Annotated in this window: 15 protein-coding genes; 8 read left to right on the top strand and 7 right to left on the bottom strand. The window is 60.3% G+C overall.

Annotated elements, in window-relative coordinates:
* The coding region (locus tag ASC85_RS33165) for a hypothetical protein (RefSeq protein WP_236712367.1) at positions 1 to 209 on the bottom strand (209 nt) is incomplete at its 3' end.
* Between ASC85_RS33165 and recC the strand changes: the two genes are divergently transcribed.
* From recC to ASC85_RS16345, 6 genes are all read left to right on the top strand, one after another.
* Positions 208 to 3,660: an exodeoxyribonuclease V subunit gamma gene (gene recC, locus ASC85_RS16370; RefSeq protein WP_057450494.1), complete on the top strand. Its 3,453-nt coding sequence runs from the start codon at positions 208 to 210 to the stop codon at positions 3,658 to 3,660. The genes ASC85_RS33165 and recC overlap by 2 nt on opposite strands.
* Positions 3,657 to 7,346: an exodeoxyribonuclease V subunit beta gene (gene recB / locus ASC85_RS16365; protein ID WP_057450493.1), complete on the top strand. Its 3,690-nt coding sequence runs from the start codon at positions 3,657 to 3,659 to the stop codon at positions 7,344 to 7,346. The genes recC and recB overlap by 4 nt, the downstream gene beginning before the upstream one ends.
* Entirely contained in the window at positions 7,343 to 9,439 is a 2,097-nt protein-coding gene (gene recD / locus ASC85_RS16360; RefSeq protein ID WP_057450492.1) for an exodeoxyribonuclease V subunit alpha, read from the top strand. The genes recB and recD overlap by 4 nt, the downstream gene beginning before the upstream one ends.
* Positions 9,440 to 9,578: 139 nt before the next feature.
* A complete protein-coding gene (locus ASC85_RS16355; RefSeq protein ID WP_013692183.1) occupies positions 9,579 to 10,154 on the top strand; it encodes a YfiR family protein in 576 nt (191 codons plus the stop codon).
* On the top strand, positions 10,151 to 11,419 hold the full coding sequence (locus ASC85_RS16350; RefSeq protein WP_057450491.1) for a diguanylate cyclase domain-containing protein: 1,269 nt from the start codon (positions 10,151 to 10,153) through the stop codon (positions 11,417 to 11,419). Before ASC85_RS16355 ends, ASC85_RS16350 begins: the two co-directional genes overlap by 4 nt.
* A 69-nt stretch (positions 11,420 to 11,488) precedes the next feature.
* Positions 11,489 to 11,926, top strand: coding sequence for an OmpA family protein (locus ASC85_RS16345; RefSeq protein ID WP_236712368.1), 438 nt, complete (start codon positions 11,489 to 11,491; stop codon positions 11,924 to 11,926).
* A 115-nt stretch (positions 11,927 to 12,041) separates the two neighbouring features.
* Here the strand turns inward: ASC85_RS16345 and ASC85_RS16340 are convergent, their stop codons facing one another.
* From ASC85_RS16340 to ASC85_RS16330, 4 genes are all read right to left on the bottom strand, one after another.
* Positions 12,042 to 12,314, bottom strand: coding sequence for a hypothetical protein (locus ASC85_RS16340; protein WP_057450489.1), 273 nt, complete (start codon positions 12,312 to 12,314; stop codon positions 12,042 to 12,044).
* A 29-nt stretch (positions 12,315 to 12,343) separates the two neighbouring features.
* On the bottom strand, positions 12,344 to 12,697 hold the full coding sequence (locus tag ASC85_RS32160) for a hypothetical protein (protein ID WP_156395650.1): 354 nt from the start codon (positions 12,695 to 12,697) through the stop codon (positions 12,344 to 12,346).
* A complete protein-coding gene (locus ASC85_RS16335) occupies positions 12,694 to 14,010 on the bottom strand; it encodes an AAA family ATPase (protein WP_057450488.1) in 1,317 nt (438 codons plus the stop codon). Before ASC85_RS16335 ends, ASC85_RS32160 begins: the two co-directional genes overlap by 4 nt.
* A 185-nt stretch (positions 14,011 to 14,195) precedes the next feature.
* A complete protein-coding gene (locus ASC85_RS16330) occupies positions 14,196 to 15,143 on the bottom strand; it encodes a LysR family transcriptional regulator (protein WP_057450487.1) in 948 nt (315 codons plus the stop codon).
* Positions 15,144 to 15,283: 140 nt separating this feature from the next.
* Between ASC85_RS16330 and ASC85_RS16325 the strand changes: the two genes are divergently transcribed.
* Together ASC85_RS16325 and mmsB are read left to right on the top strand one after the other, a co-directional pair.
* Entirely contained in the window at positions 15,284 to 16,810 is a 1,527-nt protein-coding gene (locus ASC85_RS16325) for a CoA-acylating methylmalonate-semialdehyde dehydrogenase (protein ID WP_003197536.1), read from the top strand.
* Positions 16,811 to 16,820: 10 nt separating this feature from the next.
* Positions 16,821 to 17,708 (top strand): 3-hydroxyisobutyrate dehydrogenase, encoded by an 888-nt coding sequence (mmsB, locus tag ASC85_RS16320; RefSeq protein WP_046063065.1) that lies wholly within the window; start codon positions 16,821 to 16,823, stop codon positions 17,706 to 17,708.
* Positions 17,709 to 17,921: 213 nt separating this feature from the next.
* Here mmsB and ASC85_RS16315 read toward each other — a convergent pair whose 3' ends face one another.
* Complete coding sequence (locus tag ASC85_RS16315; RefSeq protein ID WP_003197542.1) at positions 17,922 to 18,266, bottom strand: cupin domain-containing protein; 345 nt, start codon at positions 18,264 to 18,266, stop codon at positions 17,922 to 17,924.
* A gap of 97 nt (positions 18,267 to 18,363) precedes the next feature.
* The gene (locus ASC85_RS16310) at positions 18,364 to 19,245 is read right to left on the bottom strand and encodes a LysR substrate-binding domain-containing protein (protein ID WP_057450486.1); all 882 of its coding nucleotides are present in this window, start codon (positions 19,243 to 19,245) and stop codon (positions 18,364 to 18,366) included.
* Positions 19,246 to 19,296: the final 51 nt, after the last annotated feature.

The following is a 19,296-nucleotide window of genomic DNA, read 5'->3' as shown; positions in this document are numbered from 1 at the left end:
CGCCGATGGTAGTGTGGGGTTTCCCCATGTGAGAGTAGGTCATCGTCAAGATTAAATTCCGAAACCCCTATCTGCTGATGCAGGTAGGGGTTTTGTTTTGCCCGCGGGAAAGTTCTTACGACAAGCGCGGAAAGCTCCTGGCTGTCACAACCCCCCGACAGTGCTAAGGTTCTGCCCCTAGCTTTTGCATTTTCAAGGATGCCTTTCATGCCGGACGCAACGTCCCTCAGCCCTGCTTTCATGGTGGTTCATGGGAATCGCCTTGATGAGTTGCGCAGCCTGGTGATCAGCTTGATGCGGCGTTATCCGCTGGCCCCCCTTGAAAATGAAATTGCCCTGGTACAGAGCAACGGCATTGCCCAATGGCTTAAGCTCGCATTGGCTGAAGACCCGGAAGACGATGATTCCGGCGGTTGCGGTATTGCGGCAGCCATTGATGTACAGCTGCCGGGCAGTTTCATGTGGCAGCTTTATCGAACAGTCCTGGGACGCGACGAAATTCCGGCCAAGTCCCTGCTGGATAAGGCTCCGCTAACCTGGCGGCTGATGCGCCTGCTGCCGCAGTTGATCGAGCAGCCTCATTTCGAACCTCTGCGACGATTCCTTACCCAAGACACCGACTTGCGCAAGCGCTATCAACTGTCCGAGCGTCTTGCCGATCTATTCGACCAGTACCAGGTCTACCGGGCCGATTGGCTTGAGGATTGGGCGGAAGGTCGACACCAGACAAGAAATGTCCGAGGCGAAATCAAACCGCTCGCGCCGGCAAATTGCTGGCAAGCGGAACTGTGGCGAGCCTTGCTGCTGGATGTGGGGGAACAAGGCATGGCGCAAAGCCGTGCCGGCGTTCATCAGCGTTACATTGAGCGTATCAACAGCCTGGAAGTCGCTCCGAAAGGCCTGCCCGCACGGGTCATCGTGTTTGGTATTTCTTCGTTGCCTGCCCAGGTCCTGGAGGCGCTCGCCGGCCTTTCCCGGTTCAGCCAGGTTCTACTCTGCGTGCATAACCCGTGTCGCCATCATTGGGCGGACATCGTCGCCGACAAGGATTTGCTGCGTCACCAATACAAGCGCCAGGCACGCAAGGCTGGCATGCCCGTCGTCCTCGATCCGCAAACCCTGCATCAACATGCCCATCCGTTATTGGCCGCCTGGGGCAAGCAAGGGCGCGACTATATCAATCTGCTCGACAGCTACGATGACCCCAACAGCTATCGCTCGGTATTTCGCGATGGGCGAATTGACCTGTTCACTGATGGAACCCCCACGACCCTTCTCAGCCAGTTGCAGGATGACATCCTGGAGCTGCGCCCCCTGGAGGAAACCCGGGAACACTGGCCTGTCGTCGATACGGAGCGAGACGGCTCGATTCGCTTTCATGTGGCCCACGGCGCCCAGCGTGAAGTCGAAATTCTCCACGACCAATTGCTGGCCCACTTCAGTGCGGATCCGACCCTGCGCCCACGGGATATCATCGTCATGGTCCCGGACATCGACAGTTATGCACCGCACATTCGCGCAGTGTTCGGCCAGCTCGACAGGAGCGACCCGCGATTCATTCCCTTCACGCTGACCGACCAGGGCCAGCGTGGACGTGATCCATTGCTGATCGCCGTCGAGCATTTGCTCAAGCTGCCGGACAGTCGCTTTCCGGTCAGCGAAATCCTCGATCTGCTGGATGTCCCGGCGTTGCGCGAACGGTTTGGTATTAATGAGGCCGACCTGCCGACACTGCACCGCTGGATCGAAGGTGCCGGCATTCGCTGGGGTATGAGCGCCGAACACCGTGCCGGCTTGGGCCTGCCTGCCGAGCTTGAGCAGAACAGCTGGCATTTCGGCTTGCGTCGCATGTTGCTGGGGTATGCCGTCGGCAGTTCGAACGCTTATGAGGGCATTGAGCCCTATGACGAAATCGGTGGCCTGGATGCGTCGTTGATCGGTCCCCTGGTTGCTTTGCTGGATGCCCTGGAAGTCGCCCATCAGGAACTCACTCGGCCGGCGTCGCCGCAGCAATGGGGTTCACGCCTGCAAGATCTGATGCAGTTGTTTTTCCAGGCAAGCAACGAGCATGACGACTATTTGCTGGCTCAACTCGAAGACTTGCGTGAAACCTGGCTGGAAACCTGTGAGTCGGTGGGGCTGCACGATGAATTGCCGCTGACGGTGGTGCGTGAGGCGTGGTTGGCCGGACTGGATCAGGGTCGACTGTCCCAGCGCTTCCTGGCCGGCGCGGTCAACTTCTGTACGTTGATGCCGATGCGCGCGATCCCCTTCAAGCTGGTGTGCCTGCTGGGGATGAATGATGGTGATTACCCACGAGCCCAGCCGCCTTTGGATTTCGACCTGATGGGCGGCGATTATCGCCCGGGCGATCGTTCCCGCCGTGAGGACGACCGCTACCTGCTGTTGGAAGCGCTGCTTTCTGCCCGGGAAAAGCTGTACATCAGTTGGGTGGGGCGCAGTATTCGCGACAACAGCGAGCGCCCGGCATCGGTGTTGATCGGCCAACTGCGCGATCATCTCGCCAGTGGCTGGCGGTTGGCGGATGACAGCAAGCCTCTTCTCGATGCCCTGACTCAGGAGCATCCGTTGCAACCGTTCAGTGCGCGTTATTTCCATCAAGGTGACGCGCTGTTCAGCTACGCCAGCGAATGGCGGATGCTCCATGACGCTTGCGATCACACCGACAAAAACCAGGTGTTGGAACCCTATGTCCAGGAGGAGCCCTTGGGCCTCGGGCAGTTGCAGGACTTCCTGCGCAATCCTGTCCGCCATTTCTTCAGTCAGCGGTTGAAGGTGTTCTTCGAGGCCATCGAAGCGCCTCTGGCTGATGACGAACCTTTTGTGCTCGATGCGCTGCAACGCTACAGCCTGAGTGACAGCCTGCTCGAGGCCGCCCTGGTACGCCTGGACCAGCCGGATCTTGCCCTCACCGCGCACGCCAAAAGACTGCAGAACAGTGGCCTGTTACCCATGGCCGGTTTCGGTGAATGCATGCAGCGTGAATTGATCGAACCCCTGCCGGATCTGCTCCAGCGTTACCAACAGCTTCTGGCGTTATGGCCGACACCGTCGGTCAGCGCTGTGCCAGTCAGCCTGCAATTGCAGGGAGTGAATGTCGACGGGTGGCTCAGTGGTTTGCATCAGCGTTCCGACGGTGCGGTCCTCGCCATCACGGCCATACCCAACAGCATCGGCTCCTCCAAGACCCGTAAGTGGCATCGCCTGATACGGCCTTGGGTCAACCATCTCGTGGCCTGCGCTAATGGTTTGTCGTTGACGACGGCGCTGGTGGCCAGTGATGACAGCTTGCTGCTGGCACCTTTTGAGGAGCCTGTCGCACAAAGGCTGCTGGGCGACATGCTGCTGGCCTGGCAGACCGGTATGCGTCAGCCGCTACCGATCGCGGTGAAGACGGCTTTCGCCTGGCTCGGCCAGACCGATCCGGTCAAGGCCGAAGCGGCGGCTCGCAAAGCCTATGAGGGCGATGGACAGACGTTTGAAGGCGAACGGCGGGAAAGTCCGGCGTTGGCTCGACAGTTTCCTGATTTCGATGCCTTGATGGCTGACGAAACATTCCCCGATTGGTGCGATGCGCTTTACCGGCCGTTGCTCGAAGCCCCATGGCGTTCATTGGTCGGCGAGGAAGCCCGTTCATGAGTCGACAGACACCATTGGCCCTGGCTTTCCCGCTACGTGGCAGCCAACTGATCGAGGCCAGCGCCGGCACCGGCAAGACCTTCACCATTTCGGCGTTGTACCTGCGTCTGGTGCTGGGGCATGGCGGTTCGGCGTCCGGCTTTGGCCGCGAGTTGCTTCCACCGCAAATCCTGGTAGTGACCTTCACGGATGCCGCCACCAAAGAGTTGCGTGAACGAATTCGCACCCGTCTGGCCGAAGCAGCGCGTTTCTTCCGTGACGAAATTCCCGCCCCGGACTCGCTGATCGCCGCGTTGCGCGATGAGTTCAACGCTGACCAATGGCCTGGCTGTGCGAACCGGCTGGACATCGCTGCGCAGTGGATGGACGAAGCGGCCGTCTCGACCATCCACAGTTGGTGCCAGCGCATGTTGCGTGAGCACGCCTTTGACAGCGGTAGCCTGTTCACCCAGACCCTGGAAACCGACCACAGCGAATTGCTGGGCGAGGTTCTGCGCGATTATTGGCGGTTGTTCTGCTATTCGATGCAAGGCGAGGCACTGAACTGGGTGCGTACCCATTGGGGAGGGCCTGCTGCACTGTTGCCGCGGGTGCGAGGTTTGTTTTCCAGCGAGCGTGGCGATGGTGACGGACTTGAGCCTGCCGAACTCATCGCAGCGGCCTTGCAGGAGCGCAGTGCCGCCTTGCTCGATCTCAAGGCGCCGTGGCGGCAATGGGTGGTGGAACTGTTGCAGATCTGCCAGCAAGGCGTTGCCAGCAAGTCTGTCGATGGGCGCAAGATGCAGGCGCGTTACTTCGAACCGTGGTTTCAGAAAATCACTGCCTGGGTCGATGACGAAAGCCTTGAGCTGTTGGACATCGGCACCGGGTTCTCGCGGTTGACGCCCGAGGGCATGGCCGAAGCCTGGAAAGGTGAAGTGCCCAACCACCCCGGGTTGGACGCCATGGCCAGTCTCAAGGCCAGCCTGGATGCGTTGCCCACACCAGATGCCGCCGTGCTGCAGCATGCTGCGCAATGGGTCGGGGCGCGCTTCGAGGCAGAGAAGCGTCGCCGCGCCGAGATGGGCTTCGATGACATGCTGCTGCGTCTCGATGCAGCCCTGCAGGCCGACGGAGGCGAGCGTCTGGCGAGCCTGATCCGCGAGCAGTTTCCGGTGGCGCTGATCGATGAGTTCCAGGACACCGACCCGGTTCAATACCGGATCTTCGAAAGCATCTACCGTATCGAAGACAACGACCCCGGGACCGGACTTTTCCTGATCGGCGATCCGAAGCAGGCGATCTACGCTTTTCGCGGTGCCGACATCTATACCTATCTGCGCGCTCGCGAAGCCACTGCTGGCAGGCTGCACACGCTGGGCACGAATTTCCGTTCCAGCCATGCCATGGTTGATGCGGTCAACCATGTTTTCCAGAATGCCGAGTCCCGCCCGACGGGGCGTGGGGCTTTTCTGTTCCGTGAGCCTTCGGGCGAGAACCCGGTGCCGTTCCTGTCCGTTGAGTCCCAGGGGCGCAAGGAGTCCTTGCAGGTCGCTGGGCAGGCGGTCGCGGCGCTGAACATCTGGCACCTGTCGTCGGAGCAGCCGCTTTCCGGTGCGGTGTATCGACAATCGATGGCGGCCGCCTGTGCCAGTGAGATCACGGCGTTGCTCAACGGCGGCCAGTCGGGACGCGACGGCTTCACGGTCGATGGAGAAGTGCTGCGAGGCGTGCGCCCGGCAGATATCGCCATCCTGGTGCGCGATGGTAAAGAAGCGCAGGCGGTGCGAGATGCGTTGTCCGCGCGAGGCGTGCGCAGTGTCTATCTGTCCGACAAGGATTCGGTCTTTGCCTCGCAGGAAGCGCGTGATTTGCTTGTCTGGCTCAAGGCCTGTGCCGAGCCGGATGCCGAACGACCGCTACGGGCGGCCCTGGCCAGCATCACGTTGAACCTGTCGCTGACGGAACTGGAACGTCTCAATCAGGATGAGCTGGCCTGGGAAGCCCGGGTCATGCAGTTCCGCGGTTATCGTACGGTCTGGCGCAGCCAGGGCGTGCTGCCGATGTTGCGGCGCCTGCTGCATGATTTCGAACTGCCCCAGGCCTTGATGGCGCGCAGCGATGGCGAGCGGGTGCTGACCAACTTGTTGCACCTTTGCGAACTGTTGCAGCAGGCGGCCGGTGAACTGGATGGCGAACAAGCCTTGATCCGGCATTTGTCCGAGCACCTGGCCTTGTCCGGGCAGGCGGGAGAAGAGCAGATCCTGCGCCTGGAAAGCGATGAGCAACTGGTCAAGGTGGTCACGATCCACAAGTCCAAAGGGCTTGAATATCCGTTGGTCTTCTTGCCCTTCATCTGCTCGACGAAACCGGTGGACGGCAGTCGACTGCCATTGCACTACCACGATGAGGCCAACAAGGCGCAGATCAGCCTCAAGCCCACTGCCGAATTGATCGCCAAGGCCGATGACGAGCGTCTGGCCGAGGATCTGCGGCTTCTCTACGTGGCTCTGACCCGTGCACAACATGCCTGCTGGCTAGGTGTCGCGGATCTCAAGCGGGGCAGCAACAATCGCTCGATCCTCCATGTGTCCGCGCTGGGGTATCTATTGGGCGGTGGTGCACCGCTGACCGAGTCGGTGGAGTTGAGGCGTTGGCTGGAAGACCTGCAACAAGGCAGCGACGCGGTGAGCTACCAGCCAATGCCCGAAGCCACCGACGAGCACTACCGGCCCCCGCGCAACGAAGCCGTGTTGCTTGAACCCTTGGTGCCCTTGCGAAAAGCCAGCGAGAACTGGTGGATCGCGTCCTACAGTGCCTTACGCATCAGCGAAAGCCTGAGCGAAGGTAGCGATACCGCGCCAGAGAGTCCCCAGGCCCAGAAACTGTTTGACGATGAACGACTGGACCCGGACGCTCCCAGGGAGACCATCGCTGTCGGTGGCGACATCCACCGTTTTCCCCGTGGCCCCAACCCCGGCACTTTCCTGCATGGCCTGCTGGAGTGGGCCGCCGGGGAGGGTTTTTCATCGGCGCCTGCGGATATCGAGGATGCCATTGGCCGACGCTGCAATCGCCGAGGCTGGAAAGGCTGGATCACCACGCTGAGCGATTGGCTGCAGCACCTGATCAAGATGCCCATGCACGTTGGCAACGACCAGGCGCCAGTGGTGCTTGAACACCTGAGCCAATTCCAGGTGGAGATGGAGTTCTGGTTCGCCAGCCACAAGGTCGATGTGCAAAAGCTCGACCAGCTGGTTTGCCGGTTCACCCATGGCGGTGTGGCCCGCGTCGCGGCGGAGCCGGTGCTGCTCAACGGCATGTTCAAAGGCTTCATCGATTTGACGTTCGAGCACGACGGTCGGTACTACGTGGCCGATTACAAATCCAACTGGCTGGGTGTCGATGACATGGCCTACACCGTACCGGCCATGGAACAGTCGATCCTGGACCATCGCTACGACCTGCAATACGTGCTGTACCTCTTGGCCCTGCATCGCCAGCTCAAGGCACGGCTCCCCGATTACGACTACGACCGGCATGTCGGCGGCGCGTTGTACCTGTTCCTTCGCGGAACCCGCTCGGCCAGTCAGGGGGTGTATTTCACCAAGCCGCCACGGGCATTGATCGAACAACTGGATCGCCTGTTCCAGGGGGCGCCCGAACCCAAAGCCGAGCCGGCGTGGGTACAGGGGGAATTGCTATGAGTCGTTCTTTTGCCGACCTGCTGCCTAAATCGTCCGACGACCAAAGCCTGGTGGAGTTGGCACCCTTGAGCCGTGCGCAGGACCTGCTGTTGTTACTGACGCGCTGGGTCGAGCGCGGCTGGTTGCGCGCCTTGGACAAGGCCTTCGTGGCCTTCCTCCATGAGCTGGCACCTGACGATGATCCATTGGTCCTGCTCGCCGCTGCGCTGACCAGTCATCAACTGGGTCACGGGCATGTTTGCCTGGATGTGTTCGAGACCCTCAAGGAACCGGATTTTGCTCTGTCGCTGCCTCCCGAGGGTGACCTGCAGACGGGCGTGATGCTGTTGCCATCGCAAATATTGGCGACACTGGACGGAGTCCATTGGTGCAAGGTCCTGGCGTCCAGTCGTCTGGTGGCCCTGGCCGTGGATGGGAGCGAAGAGGCGCAGCAACGTCCGTTGGTGTTGTCTGGCAAGCGTCTTTATCTGCGCCGCTACTGGGGTTATGAACGGCGAATCGATGAAGCGTTGCGTCAACGGCTTATCGAGCATGAAGCGGCGCCCGGCGACCTGCGCGAGCGTTTGGACGGGTTGTTCGGGCCAGCCAATGCCAGCGGCCCGATCGATTGGCAGAAACTGGCCTGCGCGCTGGCGACCCGCGGGGCCTTCAGTATCGTGACCGGTGGCCCGGGCACCGGCAAGACCACCACCGTTGTGCGCCTGCTGGCGCTGCTGCAGGCACCGGCCGTCGAAGCTGGGAAGCCGCTGCGGATTCGCCTGGCCGCGCCCACCGGCAAGGCGGCGGCGCGCCTGACCGAATCCATCAGCCAGCAGGTCCGGACCCTGGATGTGGACGACGCGGTGCGCGAACGGATTCCCTGCGACGTCACGACAGTCCATCGTTTGCTGGGTAGCCGCCCCGGTACCCGGCATTTTCGCCACCATGCAGGCAATCGCTTGCCATTGGATGTGCTGGTGGTCGATGAAGCGTCGATGATCGACCTGGAGATGATGGCCAATCTGCTGGATGCGCTGCCGGCCCATGCACGGTTGGTGTTGCTGGGGGACAAGGACCAGTTGGCCTCTGTAGAAGCCGGTGCGGTGCTTGGGGATTTGTGTCGAGACGCCGAGGAGGGCTGGTATAGCCCCCGGACCCGAGCCTGGCTTGAGTCGGTCAGTGGTGAAAACCTGGCCGCCAGTGACCTGCAACAGGACCTCGACGGCACTCATCCCCTGGCACAGCAAGTGGTCATGCTCAGGCATTCCCGGCGCTTCGGCGAAGGCAGCGGGATCGGTCAGCTGGCTCGCTGGGTCAACCAGCAGCAGCCTGAAAAAGCCCGTCAGTTGCTGGAGCAAGGGCAGCATGCCGATCTGTCTTCCCTGAAATTGGCGAGTGAACACGACACGAAACTGGAGAGGCTGTTACTCGACGGCAAGCCAGATGGGCCCCAGGGTTATCGGCATTACCTGAGCCTGCTACGGCAGCGACGCCCGGTCAATTCTCGCCCGCTGGAAGATCGTTGCTGGACCGATTGGGCCCGGGAAGTCCTGGCGGCCTTCGACGAATTCCAATTGCTTTGCGCGGTGCGCAAAGGTCCGTGGGGCGTCGAAGGACTGAACCTGCGAATCACCGCCGCCTTGCTCAAGGCACGCCTTATCGATAGCGATCATCAGTGGTACGAAGGACGCCCGGTGCTGATGACCCGCAACGACTATGGGCTGGGGCTGATGAACGGCGATATCGGTATCGCCCTCAAGTTGCCCGAGCGTGACGGGCCTGATGCTGGAAAACAGGTTCTGCGGGTCGCTTTCCCGCGCAACGACGGTCAGGGCGGTGTGCGTTTCGTCCTGCCCAGCCGCCTGAATGATGTGGAAACCGTGTATGCCATGACGGTGCACAAATCCCAGGGCTCGGAATTCACCCATACCGCGTTGATTCTCCCGGATGCGCTGAACCCGGTATTGACCAAGGAGTTGGTGTACACCGCCATTACTCGGGGCAAGCAATGGTTCAGCCTGATTGAGCCGCGAGCGGGGGTGTTTGAGGAGGCGGTGCGGCGCAAGGTCAAGCGCTTGAGCGGGCTCATGTTGGAACTGGAGGGTGATGACTGAATGATCAGCTTTCGTGATTCAATGCTGGAGTCACGATTTTGGCTGTTTTCTGTCAGATATGTCCGTAGGGCGCCGGCTCGCTGGCTTTTTGGCACTGTGCTATCGTTCCGACACTTATCGTATTACCTAGAGATTTTCCATGAAAGTGGCGGTTCGGGAGGCTGTGCGCAGCAAGGACTGGGGGCATTATCTGCTTGCCGGTCTTCTGTGGTTGCTGTCGCCTATGGTGCTTGCCGAAGACCCGTCCTCCACGAGCCGGGCTGAACAGCGGGCCGAATCGGTCACTCAAGTCGTCTTGGGCATTCTCAGCTACGCGCGCTGGCCAGTAGAGCCTGCGCAGTTGCAACTGTGCATCGTCGGCCCGACCCAATACACCGACGACCTGGTCAAGGGCACCACCCAGGCCACCGGTCGACCGGTGACCGTGCAGCGATTGCTGGCCGATCACCCCAACATCGCCACGGACTGCAACGCCGTCTACATCGGCAGGCTGACCAGCGACGAGCGTACTCGTCTGTTTGACTCCCTGATTGGCAAGCCTGTGTTGAGCATCAGCGAAGGCGGTGACCAGTGCACCGTGGGGAGCCTGTTCTGTCTACGGGTCGGTGATGAGCAGGTATCGTTCGAGGTCAACCTCGACTCGGTAGCGCGCAGTGGCGTGCGTATCCATCCGAGCGTTCTGCAGCTTTCCCGTCGCAGGCCGGCAGTACCATGAGCCTGTCCAATTCGCGGGTCCGTCCCACCCTGGGCTCGGTCATCGGGCGCGGCCACCTGATTGTCGCGTTGGTGGCGATCACCATGGCCAGTGTTTCCCTGACGTTGCTGGGTGTGCTTGCGTTGCGGGTCTACGCCGATCACAACCTGCACCTGATCGCCCGCTCGATCAACTACACCGTGGAAGCGGCCGTGGTATTCGATGACGCGGCGGCGGCCACCGAGGCGCTGGCGTTGATTGCCTCCACCGAGGAGGTCGCCGATGCCCAAGTGTTCAATGAGCACGGCCGCCTGTTGGCGCGCTGGAAACGTCCGGATACCGGTTTATTGTCGGAACTGGAAATGCACATTGCCAAGGCGTTTTTGGAAAAGCCCATCAGTCTGCCGATCGTTCATCAAGGGCGGAACATCGGCAGCATTCTATTGGCAGGGCATGGCGGCAGCCTGTTGCGCTTTTTGCTCAGCGGTCTGGCGGGGATCATTTTGTGCACGGCGGTGAGTGCCTGGGTAGCGTTGTACCTGGCGCGACGTCAGCTGCGGGCGATCACCGGACCATTGCGCAGCCTGGCCGACGTGGCCCACGCGGCACGCAGCGAGCGGGCTCTGGACCGGCGCGTGCCGCCGGCCGCCATCGCCGAACTGGATAACCTGGCCAATGACTTCAATGCACTGCTCGACGAACTGGAGTCCTGGCAGACTCACCTGCAAAGCGAAAACGAAACCCTGGCACACCAGGCCAGTCACGACAGCTTGACCGGCTTGCCGAACCGGGCGTTTTTCGAGGGCCGGCTGATCCGCGCCTTGCGCAACGCCAGCAAGCTCAACGAGCAAGTGGCCGTGTTGTACCTGGACAGCGACCGGTTCAAGGGCATCAACGACAATTTCGGCCACGCTGCCGGTGACGCGGTGCTGACGGCCGTGGCGACCCGGGTCCGGGCACAGTTGCGTGAAGACGACTTGGTTGCACGCCTGGGGGGCGATGAGTTCGCCGTGCTGTTGGCACCTCTGCACAAGGCCGAGGACGCCGAGCGGATCGCTGAAAAAATCATCGCCAGCATGGAAATGCCGATTCAATTGCCCGGCAATGCTTCAGTGCTGACGTCCCTCAGTATCGGCATTGCCGTTTACCCCGATGATGGTGCGACACCGGGCACCCTTCTCCATGCCGCCGATGCGGCGATGTACCAAGCCAAACGCCTCGCCCGAGGCGGTCAACATACGGCGGAGTCGGATCACTCCGTCGCTGATCTTCAAACCAGGAGCTGACTCGTGCGTTCATATCCTTTATTTTCCCTGCGCTGGTTCGCGGCGTTTTTGTTGCTGGCCGTCCTGGCCATGAGCGGTTGCCAGACGGCACCGCAGAAGGGCCTGACCCCGGCGCAAATCGCCGTACTCAAGCAACAAGGGTTCGAATTGACTGACGATGGCTGGGCGTTCGGTCTGTCGGGCAAGGTGCTGTTCGGCAGTGACGTGGAAAACCTCAACCCGGCCAGTACCGAAATCGTCGAGCGTATCGGCAAGGCACTGCTGGGGGCGGGAATCCAGCGGGTACGCGTCGATGGTCATACCGACGCATCGGGCTCCCAGGCCTACAACGAACAACTGTCGATGCGGCGGGCCGCCAGCGTGAGCAAGGTGCTGACAAGCGTTGGCATGCGCGAAGAGAACGTCCAATTGCGCGGCCTGGGCAGCAGCAAACCGGTCGCCTCCAACGACACCGCCAGCGGCCGCACCGAGAACCGCCGCGTCGCCATCGTGGTCATCGCCGACTAGTCGGCGAACACCATCTCCCGGCTGTCGCCCATCAGCAGTGGCTGGTTCTGCTCAGTCACTTCGCGAAGTAATTCCATAAATAAGGCGATACATAAAAGATGACGGCAGGGACCTGTTACCAAGTATCCATAGGGTTTAGTCGGCCCTGACGGTAAAGCTCGTACGCTACGAAGGGCGACTCCATTTTAAGAATCTTGAGTGAGTAGTCGTTTTGCCAGTAGCGCTCTGCGTCCTGTTCGCGCTCGCTTCGGAAATCGTCTAGTCCCAGTGCCGTGATTGTACTTTGAATATCGTTTTGGATATTCAGGGGTAAATTTCTATCGGGGATAACCTGGAAGCCAACGAGCTCAAGCTGAAACCAATCAGGCTGAACTTTGAATGGATCCATAATTCCAACCCAATCCTTCTTACGAGCATTCATACGACTACAACACAGTCGATAATTCGACCATTTGTAAACCTCTCGCCAGCTTTCTTAGGTGCAAAGTGATCTGCGGAGCGTGCACCTGTGACGGGATGAATACGAAAGCAAGAATAGGCACAGAGCTGCCGGTAGGCGTGCATCATCTCATTTAGAGCTTCGGTCCAGTAAGTCGGGAATTTTTCGGCTGGAATGTCACGCTCTCTATTGGCAATCTTCTTGAATGGTTTACCGCCTTGCCGAGGATGGCGCGGAGGTTTTCCGACCATTTCTGAAATGGCGCGCAAGCCTGGCTGGTAAACTTTTTCGTCAAATGTTTTTGGTTTTCTGGCTTTTGCAACCGGGATCACTTTTTCTTTCCCTTTGGAGCCTTGAGTGATTCTCTAAAAGCGGTCCATCGAACCCAAAACCGATCAGTGTCGCCGAGTGCTGACTGGAGAAGTGTGTTGACGCGCTCGATATCCGTATCCTCCGGAGTGGCTTGCCGACAAAGGTTGAGTGCCTCACGCATAGCGACTTCGGCTTCAATTGAACGTGGTTCGCCGAGATCGAAGGCTTCGCTGGTTAACCAGTTTCCGACTTCTCCTCTGCGTACAAATGGACGTTTGCGCAGAATAACTTCTTGGTTTTCAAAGTCGAGATCAAACCATGCGTCCTGACCGCTATCGAAAAGCGGCTCTACCGAAGCAAGAACGAGCGGCGAGTGAGTGGCGGCAATAAGCTGCACCCTGGCGTCCTCGTCATTGGTCAGTTTTTGCATCACTTTCAGAAGCGCAGGGACCACAGCACGTTGCCAGCGCGGATGAAGATGGGCTTCAATCTCGTCAAAGAGAAGCACGATACGTGACGAGGGTACTTGTCCAAGTTGTTTGGACGCGATCAGATGCTCACGCCAGGCCCAAGAGAGCATGTAAGCGAGTGCGGTAATGCGTCGTACGCCCAAAGATGCATAAAGGATTGGAACCTCTCGACCGTACCCCATGCGGATGGTCGGAATGTCACGCGCATCGTTAATAGATAATCTTGCGAAGCTTTCTCCTGGTTTCAGGCTGTCATCACCTCCAGTTGGAGCAAGCACTTCCAGCACAGCGGCCATACGCCTTGCATCCTCACCCCGCTCGCGTATCCACGATGCCCAGTCCGCTACAAGGCCATTGCTTACTTGCGTTGGTTTTTCGTCGATCGGAATTCGCAGACCATCCCAGACATCCTTTGAGCTAAATACATAAGCAGGAACTCTATCCTGAATGTCGACGTTTCCCTTCTTTTTCCAGTAATTACGTGCAGGATCCCAAACAGCAAATCCACCGTCAGCAAGCGCATATACGACGAGACCGGGGTTCCATGGGCGACCCGCTTTACCAAGCCAGGATTGCTCATCGGGTACGTAAGTACTTTCGTATTTAACCCGTCCAGTTTTGCTTTCCACCTCGAATTCAATGGTCGATTTTTCTGTGATTTCGGTGGGGCGAGCGCCGTAACCTGAGGTCAGATTAGTATTAAGGTCCTGAGGCCACTTCCGCGTGAGAGCCCACCACGCGACATCAATCAAAAAACTCTTACCAAGACCATTGTCACCCGTGATCAGGTTAAGTCGCGGTGCGAGCTCCATCTGCATCTCTGGCGCGGGGCCGACATTTTTTAGATGAAGTGACTTGAGCATCGGTTTTTCCTATCTTGAGCGATTTGATTGTGCAGGCTTGGTTTTCTAAGGCCTATCATCTTCATTCACGCAGGTACGGCTAATTTTTTCAGCTTGCGATGGTACTCTGTTGAGGCCCGTATTATATGTAGGCAGAGGCTGCCAGCTTTGTTGTGATGGCACGATCTGACTCTCCGTCCAGAGGTTCAATCCGTGAACCTGAGCTCTCGTGTTTCCCCTAGCAGTAACGGCCGATTCAATTCAGTCACTTCGCGAATGTAATCCCACAACAACGTAATCCGCTTCAGCTTCCTCAAGTCCTCCCGACAGTACATCCAGAATTGCCGGGTGACGGTGATGTCCTCCGGCAACACCGGCAACAGCCGTGGGTCCTGGGCGGCGAGGAAGCAGGGCAGGATTGCCAGCGAGCGGCCTTGCTGCGCTGCCACGAATTGCGCGATCACGCTGGTGCTGCGCAGGTGGGCATTGGCGCCGGGCAGTACGTTGGCCAGGTAGAGCAACTCGGAACTGAACGCCAGGTCATCCACGTAGCTGATGAATGAGTGCTTGCTCAAGTCGGCCGGGCGCTGGATGGGTGGGTGGTTGTCCAGGTATTGCTGGGTGGCGTAGAGCTGCAGTCGGTAGTCGCACAATTTGCAGCACACATACGGGCCATGTTCGGGGCGTTCGAGGGCGATGACGATGTCGGCTTCGCGCTTGGAGAGGCTGATGAAGTGCGGCAGCGGGAGGATGTCTACCGAAATGGCCGGGTAGGCGTCGACGAAGTGGCTCAGTTGCGGGGTGATGAAGAAGCTGCCGAAGCCTTCGGTGCAGCCCATGCGCACGTGGCCGGACAGTGCGACGCCAGAGCCTGAAACCTGCTCGCAGGCCATGTGCAGGGTACTTTCGATGGATTCGGCGTAACCCAGCAGGCGCTGGCCTTCGGCCGTCAGGACAAAACCGTTGGTCCGGGATTTCTCGAACAGCAGCGTGCCCAACGAGGCTTCCAGCGAGCTGATGCGTCGCGACACCGTGGTGTAGTCGACGGCCAGGCGCTTGGCGGCCGTGCTGGCCTTGCGGGTGCGAGCCACTTCGAGGAAAAACTTGAGGTCGTCCCAATTCAGCGACCCCAGGGAGGTGATGTTTTTTTGCATGTTGGACCGGCTTTTATGTGCATTCTTATTAGAAGTTTGCACATCTATACTCCAAAAACAGTCTCATCACCAAGCGTGTCCCATGCACCTTGGTTTTTGCTGAACCAGCGCTCTCTATAAGAACAATCCCGGAGGCCAGCATGAACGTTTCCCTTACGCCCAGCGATACCACCCTGCAAACCGTCAGACTGCTGATCGATGGCGAGTGGGTTGAATCCCAATCCAGCGAATGGCACGACATCGTCAACCCGGCCACCCAGCAGGTGTTGGCAAAGGTTCCGTTCGCCACGGCCTCGGAAGTCGATGCCGCCATCGCCGCCGCCCAGCGTGCTTTCCAGACCTGGAAACTGACACCCATCGGCGCGCGGATGCGCATCATGCTCAAGCTCCAGGCGTTGATCCGCGAGCACTCCAAGCGCATCGCCGCGGTGCTCAGCGCCGAACAGGGCAAGACCATCGCTGATGCCGAGGGCGATATTTTCCGTGGCCTGGAAGTGGTCGAGCACGCCTGTTCCATCGGCACCCTGCAGATGGGCGAATTTGCCGAGAACGTTGCCGGTGGCGTTGATACCTACACGCTGCGCCAGCCGATTGGTGTGTGTGCGGGCATTACCCCGTTCAACTTCCCGGCGATGATTCCGCTGTGGATGTTCCCGATGGCCATCGCCTGCGGCAACACCTTTGTGCTCAAGCCATCGGAACAGGACCCGCTGTCGACCATGCTCCTGGTGGAACTGGCCATCGAGGCCGGCGTACCGGCGGGCGTGCTCAACGTGGTGCACGGCGGCAAGGACGTGGTGGATGCGCTCTGCACCCACAAGGACATCAAGGCGGTTTCGTTCGTCGGCTCGACGGCGGTCGGCACCCACGTGTATGACCTGGCGGGTCGCCACGGCAAGCGCGTGCAGTCGATGATGGGCGCCAAGAACCACGCGGTGGTGTTGCCTGATGCCAATCGTGAACAGACCCTCAACGCCTTGGTCGGCGCCGGTTTCGGAGCGGCGGGCCAGCGTTGCATGGCCACCTCCGTGGTGGTGCTGGTGGGCGCTGCCAAGCAGTGGTTGCCGGAGCTCAAGGCCCTGGCACAGAAGCTCAAGGTCAATGCCGGCAGCGAGCCGGGCACTGACGTCGGCCCGGTGATTTCCAAGCGCGCCAAGGCGCGGATCCTCGAATTGATCGAGAGTGGCGTGCAGCAGGGGGCGAAGCTGGAGCTCGATGGTCGTGGCATCAGCGTGCCGGGCTTCGAGCAGGGCAATTTCGTTGGCCCGACCCTGTTTTCCGGCGTGACCACCGACATGCGTATCTACACCGAAGAAATCTTCGGCCCGGTGCTGGTGGTGCTGGAAGTCGACACCCTGGATCAGGCGATTGCCCTGGTCAACGCCAACCCATTCGGCAACGGCACTGGCCTGTTCACCCAGAGCGGTGCGGCGGCGCGCAAATTCCAGAGCGAAATCGACGTCGGCCAGGTGGGCATCAACATTCCGATCCCGGTGCCGGTGCCGTTCTTCAGCTTCACCGGTTCCCGCGGCTCGAAACTCGGCGACCTCGGTCCGTACGGCAAACAAGTGGTGCAGTTCTACACTCAGACCAAGACCGTGACCGCGCGCTGGTTCGATGACGACAGCGTCAATGACGGTGTGAACACCACCATCAATTTGCGTTAAGGAGCCGGACATGAACATCGCATTTATCGGCCTGGGCAACATGGGCGCCCCCATGGCGCGCAACCTGCTCAAGGCTGGCCATTCGCTGAACCTGTTCGACCTGAACCAGACGGTGCTGGCTGAACTGGCGGCGTTGGGCGGCACGATCAGCGCCTCGCCGCGCGACGCGGCCCAGGGCGCTGCTCTGGTGATCACCATGCTGCCGGCCGCCGCTCATGTGCGCAGTGTCTGGCTGGGTGAAGATGGTGTGCTGGCTGGCATCGCCGCCGGCACACCGGCGGTGGATTGCAGCACCATCGATCCACAAACCGCCCGCGACGTGGCGGCTGCCGCGGCGAAACAAGGGGTGGCGATGGCCGATGCGCCGGTCTCGGGCGGCACTGGCGGTGCGGCGGCGGGCACGTTGACCTTCATGGTTGGTGCCACGGCCGAGTTGTTCGCCACCTTGCAACCGGTGCTGGCGCAAATGGGCCGTAACATCGTGCACTGTGGCGAAGTCGGCACCGGGCAGATCGCCAAGATCTGCAACAACCTGCTGCTGGGAATTTCCATGGTGGGTGTCAGCGAAGCCATGGCGTTGGGCGATGCCTTGGGGATCGACACCCAGGTGTTGGCCGGCATCATCAACAGTTCGACGGGCCGTTGCTGGAGTTCGGACACCTACAACCCATGGCCCGGCGTGATCGAAACGGCACCGGCGTCCCGTGGCTACACGGGGGGCTTTGGCGCCGACCTGATGCTCAAGGACCTGGGCCTGGCGACCGAAGCCGCGCGGCAGGCCCATCAGCCAGTTGTGCTGGGGGCGGTGGCGCAGCAGTTGTACCAAGCGATGAGCCAGCGGGGCGAGGGCGGCAAGGACTTTTCGGCGATTGTGAACAGCTATCGCAAGCCGCAGTAAGAGCGGCGATATCGACGGGCTTTTGTGGCAAGGGCAATTATCTGTGGGAGCAAGGCTTGCCCGCGATTACAGGCGATGCGGTCTCTGAGAGAACGAGGTGCCTGCATCGCGGGCAAGCCTTGCTCCCACAGATTGCTCCGTCGCCACAGAGGCTGCGCAATCTGCAAATTGTTTTCCGAGAGACCATGTCGGGTGGCCTCTCGGTTTTTTGTTTCAGGCAAAGACGAAATATTTGCGCACGGTTTCGACCACTTCCCAAGTGCCTTTCATGCCTGGCTCGACGACGAAGATGTCACCGGCCCGCAGATGGATCGGCGCCATGCCGTCCGGGGTGATGATGCAGTAGCCTTCCTGGAAATGGCAGTACTCCCACTTCACGTAATCCACACGCCATTTGCCGGGTGTGCAGATCCAGGTGCCCATGATCTTGCTGCCGTCTTCGCTGGTGTAGGCGTTGAGGTTGACGGTGTGCGGGTCGCCTTCGAGTTTTTCCCATTTGCAGGCGTCGAGTACGGGCAGCGGATGGGTGTCGCGCAGGACGGTGATGGGTGCGGTCATGTGAGCTCCGAAAGGGGCAGAAGAGAACAGGCACCCTAACGCGCGGCATGAGCGGGTAGATGTCTGTGGTCGACACCGGGCTATCCAGAAGCGCGCATCAATCGGCCAGATGCCGAGCCAGGGCCGTGGCGTAGGCCGGCAAACCGTCGAAGTTGCGGGCGCACAGCAGCAACGCCCGGTGCGCCCAGGCCTCTTGCAGCGGGACGCATTGATACGAAGGCTCGGGTGGGCGCCGGTCGATGGCAGCCATTGGCACGATGGCAATGCCTGCACCATGGGCCACCATGCGAATCATCCCGTCGAAACCCTCGGCACGAATGCGCACTTGCATGCGTGAGCCGATGTGCAGGGCCTGCTCTTCCAGGTGGATCGCCAGGGCGCTGGAGGCGTTCAGGCCGACATAGTCGTGGCTGAGGGTCTCGCTGAAACGTATGGCGCGACCGTCAGCCAGGGGGTGTCCGGTCGGTAGGATCAATACCAGCGGATCGTCGCGAAAAGGCCAGGTCTGAAGGCCCTCGGTGTCCACTGCGTCGGAAACGATCCCGAGGTCTGCCGCGCCTTGGCGCAGCGCGTGGGTGATCCGTGAGCTAGGCAATTCCTGCAGGTCAATGTCGAGGTTGGGATGGGCCTGGAGAAAACCGGCCAGCAGCTCGGGCAGGTATTCGGTCATGGCGCTGGTGTTGCACAGCAGCCGCACCCGGCCTTTGACGCCCTTGGCGTATTCGGCCAGGTCCTGTCGCAGGCGTTCGGCCTGTTGCAGCAGGATCCGGGCGTGCTCGGCCAGAGCTTTACCCGCGGGAGTGGGCGTTACGCCACGCCGCCCGCGCTCAAGCAGGTCGATGCCCAAGGAGGCTTCCATGGCTCGCACTCGTGCGCTGGCCGCGGCCAGGGACAAATGGCTGCGAGCCGCACCGGCGGTGATGTTGCCGGTGTCGAGGATGTTCAGGTAGAGGCGCAGGTCGGTGAGGTCGAAGTGCATGGGCGGGGATCCTGTCTCAAGTGCTGTGGCGCTTGGTTTATCGTCATCGCG

The sequence above is a fragment of the Pseudomonas sp. Root401 genome, from assembly GCF_001425105.1.
Lineage (GTDB): Bacteria > Pseudomonadota > Gammaproteobacteria > Pseudomonadales > Pseudomonadaceae > Aquipseudomonas > Aquipseudomonas brassicacearum.
Note: the sequence above shows the minus strand (reverse complement) of the source record. Positions and strands in the feature narration are given on the sequence as shown.